The organism is Pseudomonas sp. TMW22091, from assembly GCF_022496705.1.
In the GTDB taxonomy this organism is placed as follows: domain Bacteria; phylum Pseudomonadota; class Gammaproteobacteria; order Pseudomonadales; family Pseudomonadaceae; genus Aquipseudomonas; species Aquipseudomonas saxonica.
The window spans coordinates 63,667-76,970 of the sequence record NZ_SCFI01000014.1; the positions used below are offsets into that span (position 1 = coordinate 63,667).

The following is a 13,304-nucleotide window of genomic DNA, read 5'->3' on the forward strand; positions in this document are numbered from 1 at the left end:
GAGCTGAAACCATGAATTTGACTGAATCCCGCGAGCTGGCCCCCTTGCTTGAGGCCTTTTTGTTGGCCTCGGGAAAGCCGCAAAGCCTTGAGCGCCTGTTTGAGTTGTTTGAAGAGGGCGAGCGCCCTGAGCCGCCCGTGTTCAGGAAAGCCCTCGAATTACTGCGTAAATCCTGTGAGGGGCGTGCGTTTGAGCTTAAAGAAGTTGCGTCGGGCTATCGCCTGCAAATCCGCGAAAAGTATTCGCCGTGGGTAGGCCGTCTGTGGGAAGAGCGCCCGCAGCGTTACTCGCGCGCGATGCTCGAAACCATGGCCCTGATTGCTTACCGTCAGCCCATCACCCGTGGCGAGATTGAAGATGTGCGAGGCGTGGCGGTTAACAGTCACATCGTCAAAACCCTGCTGGAGCGAGAATGGATTCGTGTGGTGGGTTACCGCGAAGTTCCGGGGCGACCGGCGATGTTTGCCACCACCAAGGGCTTTCTGGATCACTTCAACCTGAAAAACCTCGACGACTTGCCGCCTCTGGCAGAGCTGCGCGAATTGGAACCGGACCCCATTCTCGACTTCGACGATGCCCCGGTACCGGCCCATTTGCAGGCGTTGGCCGACGAAAGTGCGGAGCCGGAAGAGCCGAAAGACGAGACCAGTTTCCGTACGTTGCTGACGGAACTGGACTCCATGGAAGAAGGTCTTAAAACCGACTTTGATGACCTGCTGCGCGATCCAGTTGCCAGTGATGAGCCGCAAGTGGCAAGTGATGAGCCAATGCCTGTGCCAGAGGCTCAATCACTACCAGAGGCACAGCCACAACCGCAGCAACCGTCTGCGGCCGAGCTGGCCCGCGAGCGGTTGCGCGCAGCCGTGGATGCCCTTGAGCAGCGAGCCGCTTTGAGTGACGAAGAGCTTGAAGCGCAAGCATTGGCCGACGCCATTGAGCAGGAGCGCCGCGAGCTGGAAGATTGACCGCCGTAGTTCGTAGCAGCTGCCGAAGGCTGCGTCCGGCGGCGCAGCCGTCGTAAATTCAAGCGCTGGCGTATGACAGGTCATTTTGGGGGGGCGAAGTTACGATCGCTTCGCAATCGGACGCAGCCTGCGGCAGCTGCTACGAAGTTTGCGATCCTGGCATCTGGGAGGTTAACCATGAGTTCAATCAAAGACCCCTGTATCGGCGTCTGCAAATTCGCCGACGATATTTGTCTGGGGTGCGGGCGGACCAAGCGTGAAGTCAAAGCCTGGAAGTCGCTCGACAAGGATGAGAAGCGAACTGTAGTGGCGGAATCGGCCTTGCGCTTGCTCGCGCTGCAAGCCACCGGCCGGCGGAAAAAGAAGTAAGCGTTGATGCGCAAAGCGCTACATCAGCGTATGATTCGCGACCCTTCGGCGCTCGTTCGAGCGCCAGGACCCTTTTTAAGACCTCAGGCTTATGCCTGAATCGACACACCGGGAGGTGCCCAGATGAAAGATCTAGACCCTAAAGACAGCCAGGAAATTGGCCCAGCAGGCGAAAAACTGCAAAAAGTTCTCGCCCGTATTGGCGTGGGTTCGCGTCGCGACGTTGAGAGTTGGATCAGCCAGGGCCGCATCAAGGTCAATGGCAAAGATGCAACTCTGGGTCTGCGTGTTGACCTGCATGACGCCATTTCCATCGATGGCAAAGTGATCAAGCGTGAAGAGGCCGCCGAGTCGGTTCGCCGCGTGATCATGTACAACAAGCCTGACGGCGAAATCTGCACCCGTGACGACCCTGAAGGCCGTCCGACCGTATTTGACAAGCTGCCGCGTCCAAAAGAAGGCCGCTGGATCAACATCGGTCGTCTGGACATCAACACCACTGGCTTGCTGATGTTCACCACTGACGGTGAGCTGGCTAACCGCCTGATGCACCCTTCCTACGAAATGGACCGTGAATACGCGGTGCGTGTGCGTGGCGAAGTGGATGACGAGATGATCGAGCGCCTCAAGGCGGGCGTAGTGCTGGAAGACGGCCCTGCGCGCTTCACCGACATCAAACAAGCACCGGGCGGCGAAGGTTTCAACCACTGGTACCACTGCGTGGTGATGGAAGGCCGTAACCGTGAAGTGCGTCGTTTGTGGGAATCCCAGGGGCTGGTGGTTAGCCGCCTGAAGCGCGTGCGTTTCGGCCCGGTATTCCTTAACTCCGACCTGCCGATGGGTCGCTGGCGCGAAATGAGCCAGTACGAAGTCGACATTCTCAGTGCTGAAGTTGGCTTGACGCCAGTTGCCATGCCGGAGATGAATGCCAAGAGCAAAGACAAGCTTGAGCGTATGCAGCGCAAGTCGTCGCGTCCGGTGGCTCGCGTTGATCGCGTTGCACGCACCCTGCGTCCGGCCGAAGGTGCTCCGTTGGCTCCGCGTCCAGCGCGTCAGCCACACATCGAAGGCGAGCGCCCTGGTCGTCCGGCCCGTGATGAAGCTGCACGTCCTGCGCGCAAACCGTCGGGTCGTACCGACCGTGTGCCTGCGGGTCGCGGTGCACCTGTGGCCGAGCGTCCGAGCGAAATCAACAAGCGTCCAACCAAGCCGAGCCGTTCAGGCCCCAAGCTGGTTGACGATGCACCGTCGGGCAAGCGTCGTGGCGCACCGACCGGTTCCGGCCAGCGTCCGGGCTTCGGTCGTCGCAAGCCATAACAGGCTTTAGCGTCACCCAAAAAACGCCAACCCCCAGGGGTTGGCGTTTTTTTTTGCCTGCGGTGTAGCCGCGGCCGAAGGCTGCGTTCGGTTGCGAAGCAATCGTGAAATCATTTATCGCGGTGAATCAGAAAGACCTCGCACTGAGGATTTGCGCTTGCTGCGCAACCGGGCGCAGCCTGCGGCGCGGCTACAAGTTAGCGCTTAAATAAGCGGAAAGTTTTCTTTACGGTTCGTAAATAATTTTATACAAATTCAAGCACTTATCGGCTAAATACGATCTATATCTGTCATCTGTAATGAAATACTTCCGCTTATTCGGCTTTTTGGACGCGTCCTACGGATTTCTTGGCTTGTTTCGTCTTGCCAGCAGCGGTGTGATGGGATCTTGCTTGCGTGCGGGTGTACAATGCGCCGCGTTTTAACTGTGACTCATTGGCGTACCCGCGCCTTCTGCGCCGCTCATGCTGCGTTGATCGGCCAGAACTCGAAGGCATATCCGCCTTGCCAATTCCGTGATGCCACAAGCATTGCGGGTTCGATTCCGTCACAGATAAAAACAAACAGGTGACGCATGACTCGTGAAACAACCTTGGATTCCTGGCGTCTGCGCTGGGGTTTGATTTGTGTTGTAGACCCTTCGATCACTGCCTCTGGTGCTCAAGCTACATCGCACTGAACGCCATCAAACCTTGTGTGGGACCTTTTTCAATGAGTGCAAATTCCTCGCATTCGGGCGAGCTTAAACGCGGCCTGAAAAATCGTCATATTCAACTGATCGCCCTGGGTGGCGCGATTGGTACTGGCTTGTTCCTCGGCTCGGCCGGGGTGCTTAAGTCCGCTGGCCCGTCGATGATTCTGGGCTATGCCATTTGCGGCTTTATCGCGTTCATGATCATGCGCCAGCTTGGCGAAATGATCGTCGAAGAGCCTGTGGCTGGCTCTTTCAGCCATTTTGCGCACAAGTATTGGGGCGGTTTCGCCGGGTTCATGTCGGGCTGGAACTGCTGGGTGCTGTACATTCTGGTGGGCATGTCAGAGCTGACGGCCGTCGGTAAATACGTGCACTACTGGTGGCCCGAGATCCCGACCTGGGCATCGGCCGCCGCCTTCTTCGTCTTGATCAACGTGATCAATCTGACCAATGTCAAAGTGTTCGGCGAGGCTGAGTTCTGGTTCGCTATCATCAAGGTCGTTGCCATTGTTGGCATGATCGCACTGGGCAGCTATTTGCTGGTCAGCGGCAGCGGCGGCCCTCAGGCTTCAGTCAGTAACCTGTGGGAGCACGGCGGTTTCTTCCCTCACGGCATCACCGGGCTGGTGATGGCGATGGCCTTTATCATGTTTTCCTTTGGTGGTCTGGAAATGCTCGGCTTCACAGCTGCCGAGGCGGACCAGCCGCGCACCGTGATCCCCAAGGCGATCAACCAGGTGATCTACCGGATCCTGATTTTCTACATCGGCGCACTGGTGGTGCTGTTGTCTCTGACCCCGTGGGATGCGCTGCTTGAAACCCTTAATGCCGGTGGCGACAGCTACAGCAGCAGCCCGTTTGTTCAAGTGTTCTCGATGCTGGGCAGCAATACCGCGGCACACATCCTCAACTTTGTGGTGTTGACTGCCGCGTTGTCGGTGTACAACAGCGGCACTTACTGCAACAGCCGCATGCTGCTGGGCATGGCTCAACAGGGCGATGCGCCGAAAGTGTTGGCCAAAATCGACAAGCGTGGCGTGCCGGTCAACTCGATTCTGGCGTCGGCTGCGGTGACGGTGATTGCCGTGTTGCTCAACTACCTGATGCCCCACGATGCCCTGGAGCTGTTGATGTCGCTGGTTGTGGCGACTCTGGTTATCAATTGGGCGATGATCAGCTTTTCACACTTCAAGTTCCGCCAGCACATGGATAAAACCGGGCAAACCTCGCTGTTCAAGGCGCTGTGGTATCCGTACGGCAACTACATTTGCCTGGCGTTCGTGGTGTTTATCCTGATCATCATGCTGATGATTCCGGGTATTCGTGTGTCGGTGTACGCGATTCCGGTTTGGGTGGTGTTTATGTGGGTGTGTTATCTGATCAAAAACAAGCGCGCCGGGCAGGCTTCGGTAGCGAGCTATAGTTCAGCGACCAAGTAAGCGCAGCGAAAGACCCACAAACCCGGCCATTGCGCCGGGTTTGTTGTTTGTGGGGTATCCTGCACGCCTTGAAGAGGACTGATTTTCAATGCTGGTGATTTCCAATAACGTGCACATTCCCGATGCCGAGATCGAGCTGACAGCGATTCGGGCGCAAGGTGCGGGCGGGCAGAACGTTAACAAGGTCTCGAGTGCCATGCACTTGCGCTTCGACATTCCTAATTCGTCGTTGCCGCCTTTTTATAAGGAGCGCTTGCTGGCGCTGCGTGACAGTCGCATCACCAGTGAGGGGGTGCTGATCATCAAAGCCCAGCAGTACCGTACACAGGAGCAGAATCGGGCCGATGCGCTGGAGCGGCTGACCGAGTTGATTGTCAGCGCCACCAAGGTTGAAAAGAAGCGCCGTGCGACGAAACCGACGCTGGGCTCAAAAAAACGTCGACTGGAATCCAAGACCAAGCGCGGCAGTATTAAGGCCGGGCGTGGGAAAGTGGATTTTTAATTGTCAAAGCACCCTCACCCTAACCCTCTCCCAGAGGGAGAGGGGACTTGATCGAGTTGGCCAGACGCTATTCAGTGCCCTCTCCCTCGGAGTGAGGGCTGAGCCTTGCGTGGTTGGCTTGCCGATACAGATACACGCTCAACAGCAGCCCGCTAAACGCAGCCAGAGCCGCGAACAGAAAGATCGAGGCAAAGCCAAAGCCCGCTGCAACCGCGCCCACTAAAGGCCCGGTAATCCCCAGGGACAGGTCGATAAACAGCGAATACGCGCCAACGGCCGCCCCCCGGCTTGAGGCGGGCACCAGATTGACGGCTTCCACGCCCAATGCCGGAAATACCAGTGAGAAACCAAAGCCGCTCAGTGCCGCACCGGCCAGTGCCAATTGCGGGTTGGGTGCCAACCAGAGCAGCAGCAGGCCGAGGGTTTCGACACTCAAGCAAGCAATGGCGACCCGAAAGCCGCCAATGCGGTTGATCAAGTTACCAAACAGTAAGCGCGCGCTGATAAAGCTGGCACCAAACACGCTCAGGCACAGGGCGGCGTTTTCCCATTGGTTGGTCGCGTAGTAAAGCGTGATAAAGGTCGCGATGGTGCCAAAGCCAATTGAGCCCAGCGCCAGCCCTGTGCCGTGGGGCAGGACGCGGCCCAGTACGTGCAGAAACGGTAAGCGTACGCCGCTGACGATCGGTGCCGCCAGCTTGGGCCATGCCAGCAATAAACCCAGTGTTGCAAGGGCGATGATGCTTACGCCCAAGCTCCACATGCCCAGATGGGCGACCATCACCACGCCCAGTGGCGCGCCAACGGCAATTGCCCCGTAACTGGCGATACCGTTCCAGGAAATGACCTTGGCGGTGTTGGCGGCGCCCACCCGACCAATGCCCCAGCCGATGGAGCCCGAGCCCACCAGGCTTTCCGCGCTGCCCAATACCAGGCGACCGATCAACAGGCTGGCAAGACTCAGTGCAGGGACGGCGGTCAGCCAGCTGGAGGCAAGCATGAACACGCCGCTCAAGCCGCAGCCGGCCAGTCCGATCATTACGGCCCGCTTGCTGCCTTGGGTGTCAATGATGCGACTGGCGTAAGGACGACTCAGCAATGTCGCGAGGTACTGGACGCTGATCACCAGACCTGCGATGACCGTGCCGTAACCCAGATGGTTATGTACATAACCGGGCAGTACAGCCAGCGGGATGCCGATATTCAGATAGCCGATAAAGGTAAACAGAACGATGGACACCACTTGCAGTGTGACCGCCAGTGGACGTTGTGTTTCAGGCATGGGGCGAAGGTCCTGCGGGTGCGAGGTTAAAGCGGGGCAACCAGGCGGGTTGCGATCAAGGCCGCCAGAGCATTCTCTTGGGTGCCAAAACGTTTTAGCAGAGTAGCCTGTTTCTCGGGGGTTAGACGCTCCCAGAGCTCGATCATTTGTTCGGCTGTGCCAATCAGAACGCTGGCCTGGGTTTCACTGAAAGTATCGGTCACGCTTAAATCCTGGAGGGAACGGGCAGCAATTGTGTCAGACGGTGTGAAAAACCGGTGGCTTTTCGCACCGCCTGATAGGCAAGCGTTCAGTCTTCGCTGTCGGCTTTGAGGCTGTCTTGAGCCTCATCCAGTGCGGGGTTTTCGCCACTGGTGTGTTGCGGGGTTGGCTGCTCGGGTTCGTGCAGGCTTGGGAAGGGGAGGTTTGGGATTTCGTGCATCGTCGCGCTCCTCGCTGGTTGTGCATTAAGTAGCTGGCTAAGGATACAGGAGGGAGTGTGACAATTTGTCTTTTTCTTGCGTCTGGCAGGAATTATGTCGAACTTTTCATTTTTATGTTGTCCGCCTGAATGTCATCGCTGTTGCAGGCAGCGATGACGGGTTATGCCTTTAGCGGGTACACACCTGCGCAATCGCCTTGGCCAGTTGATTCAGGCGCGTGCCGTCCACGCCGGCCATATTGGCTCGACCAGAGCCGACCATGTACACGCTGTGTTTCTCACGCAGTAGTTTGACCTGATCGGCGGTAAGGCCGGTGTAAGAAAACATTCCGCGCTGCTCATTGATATGGGCAAAGTGCTCGGCCAGCCCGAATGAGGCGAGGGCTTCTACCAAACCGCTGCGCAGTTGCGCAATACGAGTGCGCATGGCCTCGACTTCTTGCGTCCACTGATATTTCAATTCGGCGTCGCCCAGGATGGTGGCGACGACAGCAGCGCCGTGGTCGGGCGGGTTGGACCACAGATTGCGAGCCAGAAAGGCCAATTGGCTGCGCACGTCCGTCAGTTTTTCGGCGTCGCCCGCGCACACAATCAATGCACCCACGCGTTCACGGTACAGGCCAAAGTTTTTCGAGCAGGAACTGGTGATCAACACTTCTGGCAGTTCGCGTACGAACAGGCGTGTGGACCATGCATCTTCTTGCAGGCCGTCACCGAAACCCTGATAGGCAAAGTCGATCAACGGCAGCAATTGACGCCGACGTACCACTTCCAGCACCTGTAGCCAGTCAGCCTGAGCCAAGTCAAAACCGGTCGGGTTGTGGCAGCAGGCATGCAGCAGCACCACGTCGCCTTCGGGGGCTGCTTCCAGCGCTTGCAGCATGCCCGCGACATTGAGCTTGTTGTCATTGCCGACATACGGGTAGTGACTGACTTTAAGGCCGGCCTCGGCAAAAATGGTTTCATGAATCGGCCAGGTCGGATCGCTCAACCAGATACCGCGCCCCGGCAAGCAGTGGCCGATAAAGTCCGCGGCCAGACGCAGCGCACCGGTGCCGCCGGGTGTTTGGGTGGCGCCTGCGCGTTTGCTGGCCAGCAGAGGCGAGTGGCTGCCGAGCACCAGCTCACTGATCAGTTGACCGAAATGGCTGTCGCCATGGCCGCCGATGTAGGTTTTGGTTTGTTGGTGATCGACCAGGCGTTGCTCGGCTCGCTTGACTGACGGCAGAATCGGCGTCTGACCTTTCGCGTCCTTGTACACGCCCACACCCAAATCGAACTTGTCCGGATTCGGGTCCTGATTGTAAGCGTCGATCAACCCCAGAATCGGATCGCCCGGTACACGGCCAATCGCTGCAAAGTGCATTACTTGCGGCCTTCGGCTGTTTTGGCGACTTCATCGGTGCGTGCGGCCATGATGAAGTCGTTGCGGTGCAGGCCTTTGATTGAATGGCTCCACCAGGTCACGGTGACTTTGCCCCATTCGGTCAACAGGCCCGGGTGATGGCCTTCAGCCTCGGCGATCTCGCCCACCGCATTGGTAAAGGCCAGTGCGAACTTGAAGTTTTTGAATGCAAATACCTTTTCCAATTGCATCACACCGTCGCGAACTTCGATGTTCCAGTCTGGTATTTGCTTGAGCAGGACAGGCAGCTCTTCATCGCTGACCTGTGGAGCATCAGCGCGGCAGGCTTCGCAGTGGGCTTGGTTCAGTGCGTTCATGATGTATTCCTGAAATCGTTTTTTATTGATGAGTTGAAAGCGTTTCAAGCGGCTTTGGGTTTAGGGGGGAACTTGGGGGCGTGCAGCCCCAGGGTCATCCCTTTCTCGACCATGCCCATGATGTCTTCGTGAGCCAGATCAAACAGCCGCTTCAAGTCAGGGAGGACAAAATACAGCGGCTGCAAAATATCGATGCGGTAAGGCGTGCGCATGGCCTCGAGCGGGTCGAAGGCTTGATGTTCGGGTTCATCGGACAAGCTGTAAATGGTTTCTTTGGGCGACGAAAGAATACCGCCACCGTAGATGCGTTTGCCTGCGGGGGTGTCGACCAGACCAAACTCAATGGTCATCCAGTATAGGCGGGCGAGGTACACGCGCTGCTCCTTGCTCGCTTGCAGGCCCAACTTGCCATAGGTGTGGGTGAACTCGGCAAACCATGGGTTGGTCAGCAATGGGCAGTGGCCGAAAATCTCGTGAAAAATATCGGGCTCTTGCAGGTAATCCAGTTCTTCGGGGGTACGAATAAAGGTTGCCACCGGAAATTGCTTATTGGCCAGCAATTCAAAAAAGGTCTGGAAAGGGATCAGCGCGGGCACACGGGCCACTTGCCAGCCAGTGGTAGCGGCCAGCACCTCATTGATTTCGCTGAGCTGGGGAATGCGATCGTGGGGCAGGGCGAGTTTTTCGATGCCTTCCAGGTATTCCGGACAAGCGCGACCGTTCAGCAGCTTCAACTGGCGAGTGATCAAGGTATTCCACACCGCGTGTTCAGCGGCGGGGTAGTCGATAAAGCCATTGGCATCCGGCTCGCGAGCGACGTATTTCGTTTGCTTCATGGGGCTCTCCGCAAGGCATTCGTTCTTATTATTCGGTGGTGTGCGATGCTTTATTGATACCTCAGGTCTTGGTGACGTGCAGCTGGCCTAAAGCCACGAATGCTGGGATGATGCGGTTATCGCGTAAAGTTTTCGTTACGAATGCGCCGTTATGTTGGTGTGCTTGCGAATTCAGCCACACTTACTGTCAAAAAATCGTGCCGCTTAAAAACAATGTGCAACAGATTCACGCTGTAATTAATGCCCGACCCTTTATCTATTCACCCGAGCCATGCCCCATGCGTATCAAAGTCCACTGCCAAAACCGGATTGGCATTCTTCGCGACATTCTTAACTTGTTGGTTGCCTATGGCATCAACGTCAAGCGCGGGGAGGTGGGCGGTGATCAAGGCAATGCGATTTACCTGTTCTGCCCTAACCTGATCAATCTGCAATTTCAGGCATTGCGTCCCAAATTCGAAACCATTGCCGGTGTGTTTGGGGTCAAGCGGGTCGGTTTGATGCCCAGCGAACGCAGGCATATGGAGCTTAATGCGCTGCTTGGTGCGCTGGAGTTTCCGGTGTTGTCCATCGATATGGGCGGCTCCATCGTCGCGGCCAATCGGGCAGCTGCGCAGTTGCTCGGGGTGCGCGTGGATGAAGTGCCGGGCATTGCCCTGTCGCGCTATGCCGAAGACTTTGATTTGCCCGAGCTGGTGCGCGCCAATAAATCGCGGATTAACGGCTTGCGCGTCAAAATCAAAGGGCAGGTATTTCTGGCCGACATTGCCCCCTTGCAGCTGGAGCACGACGAAAGCGAGGCGATGGCGGGTGCGGTGTTGACGTTGCACCGCGCTGACCGCGTCGGTGAGCAGATCTATAACGTGCGCAAGCAGGAATTGCGCGGGTTCGACAGTATTTTCCAAAGCTCGAAAGTCATGGCGGCGGTGGTGCGTGAAGCCCGGCGCATGGCACCCCTGGATGCGCCGCTGTTAATAGAAGGCGAAACCGGCACCGGCAAAGAGCTGTTGGCCCGGGCCTGTCATTTGGCCAGCCCGCGCGGGCAATCGCCGCTGATGGCGCTTAATTGCGCAGGGTTGCCGGAGTCGATGGCCGAAACCGAGCTGTTCGGCTACGGGCCGGGCGCCTTTGAAGGTGCGCGGGCAGAAGGCAAGTTGGGGCTGCTGGAATTGACAGCGGGCGGTACGCTGTTTCTGGATGGTGTGGGGGAAATGAGCCCGCGGTTGCAGGTCAAACTCTTGCGGTTCTTGCAGGATGGTTGCTTTCGCCGGGTCGGCAGCGACGAAGAGGTTTACCTCGATGTGCGGGTGATGTGCGCCACGCAGGTTGATTTGTCGGAGCTGTGTGCGCGCGGTGAATTTCGTCAGGATCTTTACCATCGGCTTAATGTGTTGTCGCTGCACATTCCGCCGTTGCGTGATTGCCTGGACGGGCTGGAGCCTTTGGTCGAGCACTTTCTGGATCAGGCCAGTCGCCAGATTGGTTGCCCGTTGCCGCGTCTGGCGCCTGCCGCGATGGAACGCCTGAGTCATTACCATTGGCCGGGCAATGTCCGCCAACTGGAAAACGTGCTGTTTCAGGCGGTGTCATTGTGCGACGGCGGGGTGGTCAAGGCTGAGCATATACGCCTGCCTGATTACGGTGTGCAGCAGCCGTTGGGTGAGTTTTCGCTGCACGGCGGGTTGGACCAGATAGTCGGGCGATTTGAAAAAGCGGTACTTGAGCAGTTGTATCTCGAGCACCCGAGCAGTCGCCTGCTGGGCAAGCGGCTGGGGGTGTCGCATACGACCATCGCCAATAAATTGCGCGAGCACGAGATTATCAAGCCGGGCAGGGAGTGATGACCCGAGACCCTCACCCCAGCCCTCTCCCAGAGGGAGAGGGGGCTTGATCGAGGCGAGTCGCTAATCGTGACCACACCACAATTCAGTCCCCTCTCCCTCTGGGAGAGGGTTAGGGTGAGGGTTTAGCGGTCTCCACCAGGACATCCCTTGCCGCAACCGGCATAACCCCGCCGTTTTTCTGTCTTTGACCTGCCTTCCGTGCCTCGCACAATCCGCCATAACCCCGCCACACAAGCCTTTACTACCGTCAAAAAAAAGTTGGTGCGCAAATTGCTAGACGCTCTGTAGTACAGCGGTGGGCGGCAAGCGTCCGTCAGACAGAGGAAAGACTGTGGACAAGTACCTTTATGTGGCAATGACCGGCGCCAGTCAGAACGCACTGGCGCAAAAGGCGCATGCCAACAATCTGGCGAACATCTCGACCAACGGTTTTCAACGCGACCTTGAGCAAGCGCGCTCCATGCCGGTGTTTGGCGACAGCTTCCCGGCACGTGCCTTCGCCTTGAGCGAACGGCCGGCCACCGATTTCAGCCCCGGTGCAATGGTCGAAACCGGTCGTGATCTGGATGTGGCGGTCTCTGGCGACGGTTGGCTGGCGGTACAGGCGCCCGATGGCAGTGAAGCCTATGTGCGAACGGCCAGCATGAATGTCGATGCATTGGGCATTCTGCGTGCGGGCAATGGCATGCCGGTCATGGGCAATGGCGGGCCTATTGCCGTGCCGCCCCAGCAGCAAATCGAAGTCGGCGAAGACGGCACCATTTCGATCCGTGCCCAGGGTGAAGGCCCGCAGGTCATGGCTCAGGTCGACCGTATCAAGCTGGTTCAACCCGACCTCAAGACCATGAGCAAAGGCCTTGATGGTCTGATCCATACCAACAACGGTCAACCGGCGGTGGCCGATGCCAATGTGAAGGTGGTGTCGGGCTTTCTGGAGGCCAGCAACGTCAATGCCGTCGATGAGATGACCTCGGTGCTGGCCTTGTCCAAGCAGTTTGAACTGCACATCAAAATGATGAACACCGCCAAAGAAGACGATCAAGCCATGACCCGCGTCCTGGCAATGAGCTAATAACTTAAACGCTGCGCCGAAAAACTGGCGCGCGAGGAGAGCACGATGCTTCCAGCACTGTGGGTTGCAAAAACCGGTTTGGCTGCACAAGACACCAACCTGACGACAATTTCCAACAACCTGGCCAACGTATCGACCACGGGTTTCAAACGTGATCGCGCCGAGTTTCAGGACTTGTTGTATCAGATCAAACGCCAGCCGGGTGCTCAGTCCACCCAGGACAGCGAACTGCCGTCCGGCCTGCAAGTGGGCACCGGGGTGCGGATTGTCGGTACCCAGAAGAACTTCTCGACGGGCAGCCTGCAAACCACCGACCAGCCCCTGGACATGGCGATCAATGGCCGGGGCTTTTTCCAGATCATGCAGCCTGACGGTACAACCTCTTACACGCGCGACGGCACCTTCCATCTGGACTCCAATGGCCAGATCGTGACTGCCAACGGTTTTGCCCTTGAGCCGGCGATTGTGGTGCCGGCAGATGCCCAGACCTTTACGGTCGGTCAGGACGGCACGGTATCCGTCACCATTGCCGGCAACCCGGCAGCACAGGTGATTGGCAACTTGCAGACCGCCGACTTTATCAACCCGGCCGGTTTGCAGGCTCAGGGCGGCAATCTGTTCCTTGAAACCGCGTCCAGCGGCGCGCCGCAAATCGGCACGCCAGGCCTCAACGGTTTTGGCTTGACCATGCAGAGCACCCTTGAGACCTCGAACGTCAGCACCGTGGAAGAGATGGTCAACATGATCACCACGCAGCGTGCTTACGAGATGAACTCCAAAGTGATTTCCACCGCCGATCAAATGTTGTCGTTTGTTACGCAAAATCTGTAATTACGTAAAA

Annotated in this window: 14 protein-coding genes; 8 read left to right on the forward strand and 6 right to left on the reverse strand. The window is 57.5% G+C overall.

Features of this window, described 5'->3' with window-relative positions; genetic code table 11:
- The first annotated feature begins 11 nt into the window (after nt 1-11).
- The 5 genes from scpB to arfB all read left to right on the forward strand — a co-directional run bounded on the left by scpB (nt 12) and on the right by arfB (nt 5,286).
- Nucleotides 12-965 (forward strand): SMC-Scp complex subunit ScpB, encoded by a 954-nt coding sequence (gene scpB / locus EQV93_RS20365; protein ID WP_240892329.1) that lies wholly within the window; start codon nt 12-14, stop codon nt 963-965.
- Nucleotides 966-1,142: 177 nt separating this feature from the next.
- Nucleotides 1,143-1,334, forward strand: coding sequence for a DUF1289 domain-containing protein (locus EQV93_RS20370; protein ID WP_146386427.1), 192 nt, complete (start codon nt 1,143-1,145; stop codon nt 1,332-1,334).
- A 123-nt stretch (nt 1,335-1,457) separates the two neighbouring features.
- Nucleotides 1,458-2,651: a 23S rRNA pseudouridine(2605) synthase RluB gene (rluB, locus tag EQV93_RS20375; RefSeq protein ID WP_122783836.1), complete on the forward strand. Its 1,194-nt coding sequence runs from the start codon at nt 1,458-1,460 to the stop codon at nt 2,649-2,651.
- 711 nt (nt 2,652-3,362) lie between these two features.
- Nucleotides 3,363-4,784: an amino acid permease gene (locus EQV93_RS20380; RefSeq protein WP_122783835.1), complete on the forward strand. Its 1,422-nt coding sequence runs from the start codon at nt 3,363-3,365 to the stop codon at nt 4,782-4,784.
- A gap of 88 nt (nt 4,785-4,872) precedes the next feature.
- The gene (gene arfB / locus EQV93_RS20385) at nt 4,873-5,286 is read left to right on the forward strand and encodes an alternative ribosome rescue aminoacyl-tRNA hydrolase ArfB (protein ID WP_122783834.1); all 414 of its coding nucleotides are present in this window, start codon (nt 4,873-4,875) and stop codon (nt 5,284-5,286) included.
- A gap of 67 nt (nt 5,287-5,353) precedes the next feature.
- On the opposite strand, the gene EQV93_RS20390 is transcribed toward arfB, so the two are convergent.
- The 6 genes from EQV93_RS20390 to phhA all read right to left on the reverse strand — a co-directional run bounded on the left by EQV93_RS20390 (nt 5,354) and on the right by phhA (nt 9,547).
- Entirely contained in the window at nt 5,354-6,568 is a 1,215-nt protein-coding gene (locus tag EQV93_RS20390; RefSeq protein ID WP_240892330.1) for an MFS transporter, read from the reverse strand.
- 26 nt (nt 6,569-6,594) lie between these two features.
- Nucleotides 6,595-6,771, reverse strand: coding sequence for a hypothetical protein (locus EQV93_RS20395; RefSeq protein WP_167654281.1), 177 nt, complete (start codon nt 6,769-6,771; stop codon nt 6,595-6,597).
- Nucleotides 6,772-6,857: 86 nt separating this feature from the next.
- Entirely contained in the window at nt 6,858-6,989 is a 132-nt protein-coding gene (locus EQV93_RS22435; protein WP_267903982.1) for a hypothetical protein, read from the reverse strand.
- 169 nt (nt 6,990-7,158) lie between these two features.
- Nucleotides 7,159-8,355, reverse strand: a complete 1,197-nt coding sequence (locus tag EQV93_RS20400; RefSeq protein WP_122783832.1) for an amino acid aminotransferase — start codon at nt 8,353-8,355, stop codon at nt 7,159-7,161.
- Nucleotides 8,355-8,711, reverse strand: a complete 357-nt coding sequence (locus tag EQV93_RS20405; RefSeq protein WP_122783831.1) for a 4a-hydroxytetrahydrobiopterin dehydratase — start codon at nt 8,709-8,711, stop codon at nt 8,355-8,357. The genes EQV93_RS20400 and EQV93_RS20405 overlap by 1 nt, the downstream gene beginning before the upstream one ends.
- A gap of 44 nt (nt 8,712-8,755) precedes the next feature.
- The gene (phhA, locus tag EQV93_RS20410; RefSeq protein WP_240892331.1) at nt 8,756-9,547 is read right to left on the reverse strand and encodes a phenylalanine 4-monooxygenase; all 792 of its coding nucleotides are present in this window, start codon (nt 9,545-9,547) and stop codon (nt 8,756-8,758) included.
- 278 nt (nt 9,548-9,825) lie between these two features.
- Between phhA and EQV93_RS20415 the strand changes: the two genes are divergently transcribed.
- The 3 genes from EQV93_RS20415 (at nt 9,826) to flgG (ending at nt 13,294) form a co-directional block, all read left to right on the forward strand.
- Nucleotides 9,826-11,388 carry a sigma-54-dependent transcriptional regulator gene (locus EQV93_RS20415; protein WP_122783829.1) on the forward strand — a complete coding sequence of 521 codons (1,563 nt, stop codon included), beginning with the start codon at nt 9,826-9,828 and terminating at the stop codon, nt 11,386-11,388.
- Between the two features lie 334 nt (nt 11,389-11,722).
- Nucleotides 11,723-12,463 (forward strand): flagellar basal body rod protein FlgF, encoded by a 741-nt coding sequence (locus tag EQV93_RS20420; protein WP_122782159.1) that lies wholly within the window; start codon nt 11,723-11,725, stop codon nt 12,461-12,463.
- A gap of 45 nt (nt 12,464-12,508) precedes the next feature.
- Nucleotides 12,509-13,294 carry a flagellar basal-body rod protein FlgG gene (gene flgG / locus EQV93_RS20425; RefSeq protein WP_122782160.1) on the forward strand — a complete coding sequence of 262 codons (786 nt, stop codon included), beginning with the start codon at nt 12,509-12,511 and terminating at the stop codon, nt 13,292-13,294.
- Nucleotides 13,295-13,304: the final 10 nt, after the last annotated feature.

Bases quoted from the DNA above. Each gene is read 5' to 3' on its own strand.
- scpB (WP_240892329.1), top strand. From the start codon at position 12: ATGAATTTGACTGAATCCCGCGAGCTGGCCCCCTTGCTTGAGGCCTTT.
- EQV93_RS20370 (WP_146386427.1), top strand. From the start codon at position 1,143: ATGAGTTCAATCAAAGACCCCTGTATCGGCGTCTGCAAATTCGCCGAC.
- rluB (WP_122783836.1), top strand. From the start codon at position 1,458: ATGAAAGATCTAGACCCTAAAGACAGCCAGGAAATTGGCCCAGCAGGC.
- EQV93_RS20380 (WP_122783835.1), top strand. From the start codon at position 3,363: ATGAGTGCAAATTCCTCGCATTCGGGCGAGCTTAAACGCGGCCTGAAA.
- arfB (WP_122783834.1), top strand. From the start codon at position 4,873: ATGCTGGTGATTTCCAATAACGTGCACATTCCCGATGCCGAGATCGAG.
- EQV93_RS20390 (WP_240892330.1), bottom strand. From the start codon at position 6,568: ATGCCTGAAACACAACGTCCACTGGCGGTCACACTGCAAGTGGTGTCC.
- EQV93_RS22435 (WP_267903982.1), bottom strand. From the start codon at position 6,989: ATGCACGAAATCCCAAACCTCCCCTTCCCAAGCCTGCACGAACCCGAG.
- EQV93_RS20400 (WP_122783832.1), bottom strand. From the start codon at position 8,355: ATGCACTTTGCAGCGATTGGCCGTGTACCGGGCGATCCGATTCTGGGG.
- EQV93_RS20405 (WP_122783831.1), bottom strand. From the start codon at position 8,711: ATGAACGCACTGAACCAAGCCCACTGCGAAGCCTGCCGCGCTGATGCT.
- phhA (WP_240892331.1), bottom strand. From the start codon at position 9,547: ATGAAGCAAACGAAATACGTCGCTCGCGAGCCGGATGCCAATGGCTTT.
- EQV93_RS20415 (WP_122783829.1), top strand. From the start codon at position 9,826: ATGCGTATCAAAGTCCACTGCCAAAACCGGATTGGCATTCTTCGCGAC.
- flgG (WP_122782160.1), top strand. From the start codon at position 12,509: ATGCTTCCAGCACTGTGGGTTGCAAAAACCGGTTTGGCTGCACAAGAC.